The following is a 14,436-nucleotide window of genomic DNA, read 5'->3' as shown; positions in this document are numbered from 1 at the left end:
ATCTATTATGGTCACTAAAGCAACGTATTTTATCTTGGGTTGCTTGCTTTCTGTTCTGTGGCGCGGGATAATCCTCAACATAACTTGATACATTTCTTATTATTTTCGAAACCTTCTCAGGGATTATTCATGTTTGCATGCAGGAAGCAGGCGTGGCGCTTTTGTGCGCTCGTGGCAGTGAGTTGTGCAGTATTTCCCGTTACAGGCGCGTTTCTCAGCCCCGCCGATCGCGACACCATCCAACAGCAACAGCGTGACCTGTTGCAGCAAAACCAGCAACAGCGCCAGCAACTGCAACGCAGCCTGACCCCCACGCGCCCAGAAGCCCCGCCCGTTACGGCTAACGGTGGCCCCTGTTTCACCATTAATACTGTCCGTCTTGAGGGAGCCACTCACCTGCCCGCCAGCGCGCAGCAAACGCTCACGCAATCTTATCTCCAGCGCTGCCTGAATCTGGCGCAGATCCAGACCTTGGTACAACAGGTCTCCGACTGGTATATCGCACGGGGTTATATCACCAGCCGCGCGTTCCTCACCGAGCAGGATCTGTCTCACGGGGAGCTGAAACTGCGGGTGCTGGAAGGCCAACTGGAGAAGATCCAGTTGGATAAACGGGATGACCGGATGCTGAAGATGGCGTTCCCCGGTCTGGTGGGCAATATCCTCAATTTGCGTGATATTGAACAAGGCATGGAGCAGATTAACCGCCTGCGTCAGCAACCGGTACAAATTGAAATCCTGCCTGGCAGCCAGCCGGGCTATTCGGTGGTGAACCTGACCGCTACTCCTGAGTTCCCACTGATGCTGGGGCTGGGGTTCGACAACAGCGGGCAGAAAAGCACTGGCACCGGGCAGATCAACGGCTCTCTGACCGGCAATAACCTGCTGGGGCTGGCGGACCAGTGGTTTGTCTCCGGCGCGCGCAGCAGCGATTTTGCCAACGACCACAATGCCCGCAGCGTGCAGGCGGGTGTCAGCCTGCCTTACGGCTACTGGCTGGCAGATTACAACTACTCCTACAGCGACTACCTGTCGACCATCAACAATCAGGGCTTTGATTGGCAGTCCAGCGGCGACAGCCAGACGCACCGTTTCAACGTTTCGCGCGTATTGTTCCGCAACAGCGAGATAAAAACCGGCCTGGCGCTGGGCCTGACGCACCGCATCAACCGCAACTACCTCAACGACGCTCGGCTGGAGAGCAGCAGCCGCAAACTCACCAGCCTGTCGCTGGGGGCGACGCACAGCCAGAAGCTGTGGGGCGGGTTTGCTACCCTCAATCCGACCTACAGCCGTGGTGTGCCCTGGCTGGGTGCGGAAGACGACAGTGGTAAAAGTAGCGAGGCACCCAGGGCGGAGTTCAACAAATACTCACTTTCCAGCAGCTATTACCTGCCGCTGGCCCAGGACTGGACCTATCTCACCAGCGTCTACGGTCAGTGGTCGCCGGATCGCTTGTACGGCAGCGAACGCCTGACCATTGGCGGCGAAAGCTCAGTACGGGGTTACAAAGAGCAGTATCTATCTGGGGATAACGGCGGTTACTGGCGTAACGAGGTGAACTGGTCGCCATTCAGCCTGCCGTACCTCGGCACTATCACCCTGTTGGGCGCGGTGGATGGCGGTTATCTGCGCCACGACTCACAGGATACCTACGCTTCCGGCACGTTGTGGGGCGGCGCGGTGGGGCTCGGCAGCCGCAACCGTTATTTCGGCAGCCAGTTGACCGTCGGTTGGCCACTGTCACACCCGAGTTGGCTGGAGCCGGACCGGGTTTCTGTCTATTACCGCATCAATATTGTTCTTTAATTAATTTCCAGGGAAAGGGTTAACACATGAGTCAGTCAACGGATCGTCCTCTGCATGCCACCCAACGTTGGCTGAGCTATGCCCTGTGTACCCTTTTGGCGTGGCAGCCGGTGTTACCCGCGTTTGCCAATGGCGTCAGCGTTGCCGAAGGCAATACCAAGCTCGATCAGGCCGCCAACGGTGTGCCGGTGGTCAATATTGCCACGCCCAATCAGGCCGGGATTTCCCACAATAAATACAACGATTTCAACGTAGGGAAAGAGGGGCTGATCCTCAACAACGCCACCGACCGGCTCACTCAGAGCCAACTGGGTGGCCTGATCCAGAACAACCCTAATCTGCAAGCAGGGAAAGAAGCCCAGGGCATCATCAACGAAGTCGTAGCCCCGAACCGCTCGCAACTGCAAGGCTACCTGGAAGTGACGGGCAAGCAGGCCAATGTGATGGTGGCCAACCCCTACGGCATCACCTGCGACGGCTGCGGTTTTATCAACACCCCGAATGCAACATTAACCACCGGTAAACCGGTATTGGGTGCCGACGGCAGTTTGCAGGCGCTGGAAGTGACCCAGGGGGCGATCAGCATTCAGGGCAAGGGGCTGGATGCCAGCCAGAGCGACAAGTTCGCACTGATTGCCCGCGCCACCGACCTTAACGCACAACTGCATGCCAAAGACGCGACTATCACGTTGGGCGCCAACCGGGTGGATGCACAAGGCAACGCTACGCCGATTGCTGGCCAGGGCGAAGTGCCTAAAGTGGCGATCGACACCGGTGCATTGGGCGGCATGTATGCCAACCGAATTCACCTGGTCTCCAGTGAAACCGGCGTCGGCGTTAACCTCGGCAACCTCAATGCCCGTGACGGGGATATTACCCTTGATGCCAACGGCAAGCTGACAATCAATAACAGCCTGACCAGCGGTACGCTGACGGCAAACGGGCAAAGTATCAGTCTGCAGGGGGACCACAAAGCCGGGCAATCCATCGCGCTAACCAGCCAGGGCGATCTTACCCAACAGGCGGGGACGCTGGTCAGCGACCAGAATATGGTCCTGACCAGCGGCGGGACGTTGCAGGTCAGCAACGGCAAGCTGACCGCCGGAAACGATATCAAGCTGCGCACCCGTGACCTGCTTATAGACGCCAGCAGCCAGGTTGATGCAGCACGCCATATCGATATGACGCTGTTTAATTCCGGGCTGACGCAGGGGCAAACGATCGCCGGGCAAAACCTCACTCTCAGCGGTGGCGCACTGGCAAACAGCGGCACGCTGGCGGCCAATGGGGCAATACAAAGCACCCTCTCTTCCCTCGGGAACAGCGGCACCGTTCAGAGCCTGGGGAACATGACGCTGAACGGTCAATCACTGACCAACAGCGGCAACATACTTAGCGGTGGGGCCTTGACCCTTTCCAGCCAAACGCTGGATCAGGACGGTATTCTGAGCGCCAAAGGGCAAGCTCATCTCAATGTCAGCGGAGTGTTGCATAATGGCACCACCGGTGAGCTGTTGAGCGACGATAGCCTGAGCGTGACAGCGGGAACGTTACAACAAAATGGTCTGCTCTCTGGCACGAAAGCATTAACCCTCAACGGCGATACGCTGTTCACCGGAGCAGGCTCAATCACCACCAGCCAGGGCGACATTACCGTTAACGCGGGGAACGCCACATTAGGTGGAGAATGGAGCGCTGGGGGAGATCTGGCGCTGCAGAGCACTACGCTGACCACACAGTCCGGGGCACATGTACAAAGCGGAGGCAATCTCACCCTCCAGGCCCAGCAAGCCACGCTGGCAGGCACTCATACCGCCAAAGGGGCCTTGACGATAGCGGCAGACTCCGTGTTACACAGCGGGAAAAGCCATGCGGCAACCCTAGCGCTGAATGCGAAAACCCTCGCCAACCAGGGGACCCTGGTCGCCCCCATCTTGACGATAAACAGCCAAACGCTCGCCAACAGCGGCCTACTACAGGGCAGCCAGACTCTGGATCTGATCGCCCAACTGATCGACAACCAACAGGGCGGAACCCTGTATACCGCCAATTCGCTGTTGCTGACGGTCCCGACATTAAAAAACGCGGGGTTGATCACCACCGATCGCGATGTGCAGCTCAAGGGTGAACAACTGAGCAATAGCGGTGAAATCAACGCCGTTAACCTGACGGCGGACTATCAGCGCATCGACAACCAGCAGAGCGGTTTGCTGCTGGCCGAGGATCGCCTGTCGCTCACCGCGATGGCGTTCTCCAACGCCGGGCAACTGGCTGCGGATCAACTGGCCCTGACCAGCAACAGCCTCACCAATAGAGGAACATTACAGGGCGACAGTGCCCTTTCCATCAAGGCTGATGAGGTGACTCACCGTGGGCGCTTACTCACCGGCGGCACGCTAAGCCTGGCGGCAGACTCCCTGACCAACGCCGGGATAATGCAAGCGGCCATGATGACGCTGTCACTGGCCAAACAGTTCAGCAACCAGAAAAGCGGCACCATCAACGCGGCTGAGTCGTTAACGTTAACCGCCCCTCTGCTCAATAATGACGGCCTGCTGTCAGCATCCCGCTTGACGCTCGATACCACCACCTTCTTTAACACAGGAACCCTGCAAGGCAGCAATCAGCTCAGTATCGGGAGCGTCTCGCTGGATAACCAACTCGGTGGCGTTCTGTTCAGTGCCGGGAAATTGGCATTACAAACGGAGTCACTGACCAATGCCGGGTTATTGCAGGGCCAGACGCTGGATCTGTCGACCCAGACGTGGCTCAACAGCGGTAATGCGCTGAGTGAACAAACCGCCGAGTTGAACATCGCTCAGACATTTACCAATCAGGGGAAAGTGCTCAGCCAGCAAGGGCTGAAGGTTTCCGCCGCTACGCTCGATAACACCGGGTGGCTGGCGGCCAACGTGCTCAGCGTGGTGGGCGATGTCATCAACCAGGGGCTGCTCCAGGGCAGTCAGTCCGTGCAGCTTTCGGGTACCCACCTCAGTAACGGCACCACCGGCCAGATGTTGACGGGGGGTACCTTACGCCTCGACGGTCAGCAGTTGGTTAACCAGGGCACCCTGCAAGGCCAGCAACTGGCAATCAACGCCAAGAACTGGCAGAACAGTGGCAGCGCTCAGGCGCAGACGCTGCTGACCGCAGATCTTACTGGCGATCTGACCAACAGCGGTTATTTACTGAGCCAGGATCGGTTTGCCCTCACGGCGGCCAGTATTCTGAATCAGGGTACGCTGGCGGCTGACACACTGACGCTGACCGCGCCGCAACTGACCAACAGTGGCTTATTGCAGGGCAATAGCCATCTGCAACTGGCTATCCCTACCCTCAGCAACCTCGCCACCGGGAAACTGATCAGCGGCGGTGCGCTGGATCTAGCACTCGACCAACTGGATAACGCCGGGTTATTGCAGGTCAATGACGATTTATCGCTTACCGGCCAGCAATTTACCAACCAGGGCAGCATTCTGGCCAATAACCTGAGCATCAACGTGCGCGGTGCCTTGGTTAACCAGCAAAACGCTCAACTGGTGGCGCGTGAAAACGCCACCTTCCGCAGCCAATCGGTAGACAACGCCGGGGTGCTGGCGGGCAACAGGCTGACGCTGAACAGCGGTAACGTGACGCACAGTGGCATCATGCAGGGCAATAGCGTGCTGACCCTGATCACCACGGGGTTGAAGGTGCTGGCCGGGGCACAGTTGCTGAGCGGCGGTGAGTTGAAGCTCAACAGCGGCGCGGTCACCAACGCCGGGCTCTGGCAAGCGGATACGCTGACGTTTAACGTCGATAGCCTGGATAACACCGGGTCGATCAACGCGATCTCCAACCTGACCGGTGATCTCACCGATACCCTGCAAAACGCCGGGCAGATCGGCAGCCTGAATACGCTGAGCCTCAACGGCACTCACCTGACCAACAGCGGCAAACTGGTGGCCAATCAGTTGACGCTGGGGGCCAGCACGCTGGGTAACAGCGGATTATGGCAGGGTAGCGAATGGCTTGATGCTCAGGGTGATGTGATGACCCTGGCGGCCTCAAGCCGTACCTTGGCCGGGGGGCAACTGGCGCTGAATGCCGGGCAACTGACCTCGGAAGGCCTGGTGCAGGGTGGGCAAACCCACATCACCGCCAATAGCTGGCTGAACCGTGGCACCCTGCTGGGGACCGATTCGCTGTCGCTCAAGGTCACCAACGAACTGCTGAACGAAGGTTCACTGCTCAGCCAGGGCGACAGTGAGATACAGGCGCAGATGCTGACCAACAGCGGTGCCGTACTGAGCGAGGGGCAGTTATCCCTGGCGGGTACTCGCTTAGACAACCAGGGGGCCGTACAGGGCGATACCCTGAGCCTGGCCCAGGCGGTGGTGAATAACACAGGCACGCTGATCGGCCTGCAATCGCTGACCCTCGGCACTCAGGCGCTGACCGCCCCGCTGTTGACGCTGGTGAACAGCCGCCAGGGCTCCATCCTGACGCAGGGCACACTGACGGTGAACGGCGGTACGATCACCAATGACGGGCAGTGGCAGGGGCAACAGATCCTGTTAAGTGCTCAGCAGTTGGAGAACAGTGGCGCGATCCAGAGTGCAGATGCACTGCAAGTGGCCCTGTCGGGGGCGTTGAATGCCGCAGCCAACAGCAAAATCACCGCTAACGGCACGGCGGCATTGCAGGCGCTGTCACTGACCAACGCCGGGCAATGGCTGGCAAAAAACCTCACCCTGCACGGCAATACCCTGAATAACCAGGGCGACATCAGCGGCGTAGATGGGTTAACGGTCGCCCTGAACGGCGATTTTATCCAACAACAGGATCGCACCCTGCTGACGGCAGGCACCCTGAAACTGGACGCCGCATCGGTGACCAACTTTGGCCGTCTCCAGGGTAATGACCTGTGGATTAACAGCGGTGCGCTGACCAACAGCGGGCGCATACAAGGGGAAAATGGGCTGACGCTGAACCTGTCCGGCACGTTGACCAACCATGCTTCGGGGACCCTGCTCAGCCAGAACGCGCTGACCCTCACCACACCGCAGTGGGTTAACAGTGGCCTGATACAAAGCGGTGGCCAGGCTTGGCTAGACGCGGCGATATCTGGATTCAATGACGGTCGGCTGCTTTCAGGCTCTGACCTCACGCTTAACGGCACACAATTCACCAACAACGGCTGGCTGCAAGCCGCCACGCTGCTGCTGAATGCCAATACGATAAATAACAGCGGCACCCTGCTGGCAGAACGGCAGGCCACGTTGACCGGCAGTAGCCTGAACAACCAGGGTACCGTCCAAGGCAGCAGCCTGGCGGTCAGCACCCAGCAACTGACCAACGGCGGGACGCTGCTCGGCACCTCGGGGCTCAGTATCCAGGCCAACCAGGTGGATCAACAGAGCACGGGGAAACTGTTCAGCGGTGGCGATTTATGGCTGAACAGCGCCAGCTTTGCACAACAAGGCCAGGTAGTGGCGTTGGGTAACTTGACGCTGCAACTGGTGAATGCCTTTACCAGCCAGAATGTGATTGCCGCAGGTCAGGGCTTGAACATCAGCAGCCAGGGAGCGTTGACCAACCAGGGCACGCTGCAGGGGCAGAGCGTTAACCTCGCCACCTACGGCCTCTTGACCAATAACGGGCAAATCACCATCGGGAGCGGGGCCAGTGCCCTCAGTGGCAGCACTATCGCCCTGAATGCCGCCGGAGCGCTGCAATCAGGGGGAGACGTTACCCTGAACAGCCAGAGCGATATCACCGTGAGCGGCTTTACCGGTACGCTGGGCACACTGACGCTGAATGCGGCGGGCAACCTGGTCAACACCGCCCTGCTGTATGCCGGTCACAATCTGTATCTGCTGGCCAACAGCATCAAAAACCTGCGTGGTGATATCCTGGCGGGCAACAGCCTGTGGATGCAGCGCGACATGGCGGGCAACGCCAATGGCGAAGTGGTGAATAGTTCAGGCACCATCGAGACGCAACAGGGTGATATTACCGTCAACACCGCCAGCTTGCTCAATGAGCGTACCGGGTTGACCTACTCAACCCAAACGTTGGATCTGAGTAACACCTACAGTTGGTTAAACAGCGCTTCCGCCGATATCCCTGTTGAGGTCTTGGGTCTGGACACCCTGACGCAGAGGAGCGTCACCTGGTACTCCACCTCGGGCTCCTGTAGCGGTGTTCCCTGCTTCTTGTATGCCAATAAAACCTATTACTACGTACCCACACCCGGCAACGAAACCCGGCAATTTGCCGTCAGCCAGATCCTCTCACAGGCCTCTGCCGAAGGGGGCAGCGCACGCCTGTCTGCGGGCGGCAACTTAACGGTTCAGGCTAACGCCCTTAACAATCAGGCCAGCGTACTGCTGGCAAACGGCGATATTGTGCTGTCGGGTACCACGCTCAATAACCAGAGTTATCAATCCGGTGCCTACACCGAGTACGCGGTTTTCAACTATATCGACGGTGTCCGTCAGGACGGGAGCCTTCCTGGCAATGCCAGTAGTCACGTCCCTCGTCCGGGCACCAGTAAAACCGAAAATACAGTCCACTATGTTCTGGCGGGCCACACCACAGAAACGACTTCAGATGACAGCTACCGTTCCGTTATCCAAGCAGGCGGCAACGTCACGGCAAACTTTAGTCAGGATATCAGCAACACCAACGCTACGGCCAACGCAGGAAGGGTAAGCAATACCCTCACTGCCCCTGCACTAAACACCCTGAGTCAACAGGCTATCGGCGGAGCCGTAGGGCAGCAGACGCTCTCAGCCAGTGACAAGGTGGCCGTCAATTCGCCAGCGTGGCAAGACAACCTGCAACATGCCCTGCAACAAATCGCGGGTGGCAGTGGGTTGGAGAGCACCACACCAGAGCTCACCGGATTAGGAAAGTACAGTGACAATGGCCTGGGGAATGCCAATCTGGGGGATGGAGCCAGTTTGCAAAACACCACCACCGGTGGCGCGAGCCTGGTCAAACCCGGTGGCAACGGTTTAAGTCAGTATCAGGGCAAAACGCTCGATACCAGTGCCTATCCCCTGCCCTCGGGTGAGAACGGCTATTTTGTCACCTCGACCGATCCCAACAGCCCGTATCTGATCACCACCAACCCGAAACTGAATGGCCTGGGGCAACTGGATCCGAGCCTGTTTGGCGAACTTTATGCCCTGTTGGGCACCTCTCCCGGCCAGGCTCCGCGTGAAACTGGTGGGCAGTACACGGATGAAAACGCCTTTATCGGCTCGGCCTATTTTCTCGATCGCCTGAATCTCCACCCGGATTACGACTACCGATTCCTGGGGGATGCGGCCTTTGATACCCGCTACGTCAGCAATTTCATGCTCAATCAGACCGGGAGCCGCTACCTGAACGGCGTAGGGTCGGATCTGGAACAAATGCAAACCCTGATGGACAACGCCGCGAAGGCGCAGCAGTCCCTGGGGCTGAAGTTCGGTATTTCGTTGACGGCCGAGCAGATCGCCGCACTGGACCACAGCATCTTGTGGTGGGAAGCCACCACCCTCAACGGCCAGACGGTGATGGTTCCGAAGGTCTACCTGTCACCAAAAGACGTGACGCTGAATAACGGCAGCGTGATTTCCGGCAAAAACGTCACGCTCATGGCGGGGAATGTGACGAACAGCGGCAGTACACTGACCGCCCAGAATGCCCTGACGCTCGATAGCCAAAACAGCATCAGCAATCTCAATGCCGGCCTGCTCAATGCAGGCGGCAACCTGCAACTGAGCGCGCTGGGGGATATCAACAATATCGGCTCCACTATCAGTGGCAACCGGGTGGCGTTGGAAAGTTTCGGTGGCAGCATCAATAACCTCACGCTAGCGGAAACTAACAGCTTCAGTGCCAGAGGGCCCAACGGCGAGTTTGTCGGGTTCACTGACACCACACTCGGTAATACCGCCTCCATTACCTCGCTGGATTCACTGAGCCTGAGTGCCGGTAAAGATATCCGCTTGACCGGTGCCAACCTGTCTGCCGGTGGCGATGTGTGGCTGGATGCCTGGGGGGATATCGCCATCACCGCCAATCAGGTGACCCACAGCTATGCCCAGTCAGGTTTTGGCAAGGACAGCACCCTGAATACCGTTACAGACGTGGCGCGCAGCACGCTGACCAGCGGCGGTGATTTAACGTTGGATGCGGGCCGGGATGTGACCTTGCAGGCGGCAGCGGTGGCAGCGGATAACAACGTCAGCCTGAGTGCCGGACGTGATGTGAATCTCACTACCCAGCAAACCAGCCAGTATAGCGAAAGCAAAAACGGCAAACGCCAACAGGTGGACGAATCTCTCCGCCAACAGGGTACGGAGATTGCCAGCGGTGGAAATACCACGGTTCAGGCAGGCCGAGACGCGGCCTTGAATGCGGCACAGGTGCAGGCCAGCGGTGACGTGGCGGTGAACGCCGGGCGGGATATCACGCTCAACAGCGCCACCGAAAGTGACTACCACTTCTTTGAAGAGACCAAAACCAAGAAAGGCTTCCTGTCGAAGACCACCACCCATACGGTGCGGGAAGACTACGCGACGCAGGAACAAGGGTCGATGCTCAGCGGCAACAACGTGTCGCTGTCGGCGGGTAATGACCTGACGGTAAAAGGTTCTGCGGTGGTGGGTGACGGCAATATTGCTCTGAAGGCAGGTAATAACGTCGAGATTGTGGCATCCACCGAAGAGCAATCGAGCTACGGGTTGGATGAGAAGAAAAAGAGCGGCCTGTTCAGCGGCGGTGGATTGGGCTTTACCATCGGCAGCACCTCGTCACGCCATCAGGTGAACGAAGACGGTACCACCCAGAGCCAGAGCGTGAGCACCATCGGCTCGACCGGTGGCGATGTGAACATCGTTGCAGGTAATAAGGCGCATATCGGTGGTGCCGATGTGATTGCCAACCAGAACCTGTCGGTGACCGGTGACAGCGTACAGATTGACCCTGGGCACGATATCACCCGCCGGGATGAGACCTTTGAGCAGAAAACCAGCGGCTTGACCGTCGTGCTGTCTGGCCCGGTGGGCAGTGCTGTCAACAGTGCGGTCACTACCGCACAGCAGGCAAAAAAAGAAACTGACGGGCGCCTGGCCGCCTTGCAAGGGACCAAAGCGGCGCTGTCAGGTGTTCAGGCCGTGCAAGCCGGGCAACTGTTGCAGGCGGAGGGCGGCGATGCGGCGAGTATGGTGGGCGTCAGTGTCTCATTGGGTTCGCAGAAATCGTCCTCGCAGCAACATCAGGAACAGAAAACCGTCAGTGGGTCGACACTGACGGCGGGCAATAACCTGGCGGTCACTGCCACCGGTCAAGGAAATTCGTCAAACAGCGGCGACCTTCTGATTGCCGGTAGCCAGCTCAAAGCCGGTGGTGATACCACGTTGGATGCGCAACGCGATTTGCTGTTGCTCGGTGCAGCCAATACGCAAAAAACCGAAGGCAGCAACAGCAGCAGCGGCGGCAATATTGGCGTCAGTCTGGGCGTGGGTGGTTCAGGCAGTGGCCTGAGTGTGTTTGCCAACGCCAACAAGAGCCAGGGCAATGAGCACGGCGACGGCACGTTCTGGAGCGAAACCCTGGTCGACAGTGGCGGTACGCTGTCGCTGCACAGTGGCCGCGACACGGCCCTGGTGGGCGCTCAGGCCAGCGGTGACACGGTGAAGGTGGATGCGGGGCGTAATCTGACACTGCAGAGCCAGCAGGACAGCGACAACTATGATGCGAAGCAGACCAGCATCAGCGGCGGTGTCAGCGTGGCGGTGGTGGGCGGCGGTGGCTCTGCCAACCTGAGCATGAGCCGTGACAAACTGCACAGCAACTATGACAGCGTGCAGGAACAGACGGGTATCTACGCGGGTAAAGGCGGCTTTGACGTCACGGTGGGTGAGCATACGCAGCTTGACGGCGCGGTGATAGCCAGCACGGCAGACGCGGATAAAAACCGGTTGGATACTGGCACACTGGGCTTTAGCAATATCCATAACCAGGCAGACTTCAAGGCCGAGCATCAGGGCGGTAGCCTGAGCACTGGTGGTCCGGTGGGCTCTGACCTGCTGAGCAATCTGGGCAGCATGGCGCTGTCGGGAATGGGTAACAGTGGGCATGCAGAAGGTACAACACAGGCCGCAGTCAGTGATGGCACCCTTATCATTCGTGACCAGGCTAATCAGAAACAGGATGTGGCGGACCTGAGTCGAGACACCGACAATGCTAACGGAAGTATTGGGCCAATATTTGACAAAGAGAAAGAACAAAACCGGCTGAAGGCGGCGCAACTCATCGGGGAAATCGGTGTACAGGCGATGGATATCATCCGCACGCAGGGAGATATCAACGGGCTTGAGGAAGCACTGAAACGTCACCCTGAGTTGAAAGGCAATGCGGAAGAGCTACGTAAAACCGATGCCTACAAAGCGGAGATGCAGAAATACGGTACGGGCAGTGACGTGCAGAAAGCGGCACAAGCCGTCACAGCAGCGTTGCAGGGCCTGGCCGGTGGCAATATGGCGGCGGCGATTGCGGGTGGATTAAGCCCGTATGCGGCAGAGCAAATCAAGAAGTACACCGGGGATAATGATACAGCCAATGTACTGGCGCATGCTGTGTGGGGCGCGATAGCGGCAGAGATGAGTGGCAACTCTGCAGCAGCGGGGGCCGCAGGTGCGGCAGGCGGAGAACTGGCCGCACGTTATCTGGCGGGCCAGTTGTATCCTGACGTGAAACCTGAAAACCTGAGTGAGGAGCAGAAGCAGAGGATCAGCGCACTGGCAACCTTGGCGGCGGGGTTAGCGGGTGGTGTCGTGGGTGACAACACCGCAAATGCGGTAGCGGGAGCCCAAGCTGGAAAGTCGGCGGTGGAGAATAACGCGCTGAGTGATATCGGCGAGAACAAAGTCGCTGGCGTGACGCAGGAGCAGAAATACCAAAAAGCCCAGGATGAACTCAAAGCACTTGTAGAAGACTACAAGCAGAAAAACTGTGCCGGACTCAGTGCAGAAGCGTGCTCGGCCAAGATGCAGGCCAACAGTGACGAACTGCTGAAAGGAGCTGCGGGCTTTGGGATAGACTTCGTTCCTGTGATTAGTGATATCAAGAGCTTTGCGGAAGCGCAGAGTGCTCTGGATTATCTGGTTGCGGCGATTGGCATTTTACCGGTTGCTGGTGATGCAGCGGGTAAGGCAATCAAGGCGGCAGAAGAGGCGCTGAAGAAGGGCGACCTTGCTGAAGCATCCAAGCTGATTAACAAGGCCAGTGATGAGATTCAAGCTGTTAAGCCGTTAGATGTTAGTTCATATAAAGAACTTAAAGATCGTGCGGTGGTTGGCGATGGATTAGAACATGATCACATACCTTCCTTTGCCGCTCTGAGAACAGCAAAGGAAAATGAGTTAGGTAGGAAACTGACCCCGGCAGAAGAAAAGGCTTTATATCAAAATGCCACGGCTGTAGAGGTTCCCAAGGATGTTCATCAGGCAGGGCCTACTTATGGTGGTAAAAACACAGCAGCCCAAGTTCAGCAAGATGCGCTAGATCTTTGTGGGGCAGTGTGTCGTGATACTGACGCTTTGAGAACCAATATGATAGAACGTGGTTATGATCCAGTTCTAGTTGATGATGCTGTAAAACAGATCATTGACAGGAATCGGCAAACAGGAGTCATTAAATAATGTTGGCATGGAATGATCTTATCGAAATGCTAGGATGTTCGAAGACGAGCAATGAGTTTATTTATCTTCCTCAAAAACTTAATGAATTACCTGTTTTCGATGAAGGCGTTTTAGGTGACCGAAACTATTACTCATTCTTTAACTCGGGTGTTTTACTTTTATTAGAAGACGACTTGGTAAATCAAATTAGCTTGTATATGCAAGCCGATGAAGGGTTCTCGGTATACACTGGGGAGCTACCTTTACCTGCTAATGGTTGTGAGTCAGAGATTATCCAGTTGTTAGGAGTTCCTTCAGCAACTGGCGGTGGAAAAATGGATATGCTCTTGGGATATCTCAATCGCTGGATCAAATACCAAACTGAAAGTCATATACTGCATCTTCAGTTTAATCAAAATGATCAACTGTGCAGAGTGACACTAATGCAGTAAAAAATCCCGGCCTTAGTGCCGGGATTTTACTTTATTTGTCAGCCAGTTATCCTTCAGCTGCTAGCCGGATGATCAACTGCCCCGGCTCGGTGATCACTTCGATCCTCTGTCCGGTGGTGAATCCGAGCGGCTCAAGCCATCTCCCCTTGATGGTCAGTTGCGGCAGCGGGTTTGGCCTGCCGCCGTTGGTGCGGTAACCGACCACGCTCTTGCGCGCTTGGGGTGTGGCGGGTTGTGACGTAGAATCTGTTCTAGCCATGGTAACTACTCCTGTTAGTTGCGGTGGTTAGCAGGTTGCCGGTGTTCCACCACCGTCAACCTGCGTTAAAAACCCTGTCTGTTAGCTGCCTGTCTCCTGCTGCTGCGCCTGTGCAATCACCGCATCCAGCATCTCGGCCACCATCTTCTGCCGTGCCTTCGGCAGTTGGCTGATCACCTCAATCTGCTGTTCCAGTCGGGATGCCGGGCCGCGCTTGCGCGGGGTGCGTTCTGTCTCTTCACCCAATAAACCTTCC

At 57.3% G+C, this 14,436-nt stretch carries 4 protein-coding genes and 1 pseudogene; 3 read left to right on the top strand and 2 right to left on the bottom strand.

Annotated elements, in window-relative coordinates; genetic code table 11:
- The first annotated feature begins 129 nt into the window (after positions 1-129).
- From AC2A1E_RS23070 to AC2A1E_RS23060, 3 genes are read left to right on the top strand one after another with little or no spacing between them, the layout of a single operon-like run.
- A complete protein-coding gene (locus AC2A1E_RS23070; protein WP_484385683.1) occupies positions 130-1,809 on the top strand; it encodes a ShlB/FhaC/HecB family hemolysin secretion/activation protein in 1,680 nt (559 codons plus the stop codon).
- Positions 1,810-1,835: 26 nt separating this feature from the next.
- Positions 1,836-13,490, top strand: coding sequence for a hemagglutinin repeat-containing protein (locus AC2A1E_RS23065; protein ID WP_484385682.1), 11,655 nt, complete (start codon positions 1,836-1,838; stop codon positions 13,488-13,490).
- Positions 13,490-13,921 (top strand): hypothetical protein, encoded by a 432-nt coding sequence (locus tag AC2A1E_RS23060; protein WP_337262565.1) that lies wholly within the window; start codon positions 13,490-13,492, stop codon positions 13,919-13,921. Before AC2A1E_RS23065 ends, AC2A1E_RS23060 begins: the two co-directional genes overlap by 1 nt.
- A gap of 46 nt (positions 13,922-13,967) precedes the next feature.
- Here AC2A1E_RS23060 and AC2A1E_RS23055 read toward each other — a convergent pair whose 3' ends face one another.
- Complete coding sequence (locus AC2A1E_RS23055; protein WP_484385681.1) at positions 13,968-14,180, bottom strand: SymE family type I addiction module toxin; 213 nt, start codon at positions 14,178-14,180, stop codon at positions 13,968-13,970.
- An 81-nt stretch (positions 14,181-14,261) separates the two neighbouring features.
- Positions 14,262-14,436: pseudogene (locus AC2A1E_RS23050) on the bottom strand (transcriptional regulator); the annotation flags it as partial.

It is taken from the genome of Serratia sp. HNCC26DJ206 (assembly GCF_057180605.1).
The sequence above is the reverse complement of the archived record's forward strand: the minus strand, read 5'-3'. Positions and strand labels throughout refer to the sequence as shown.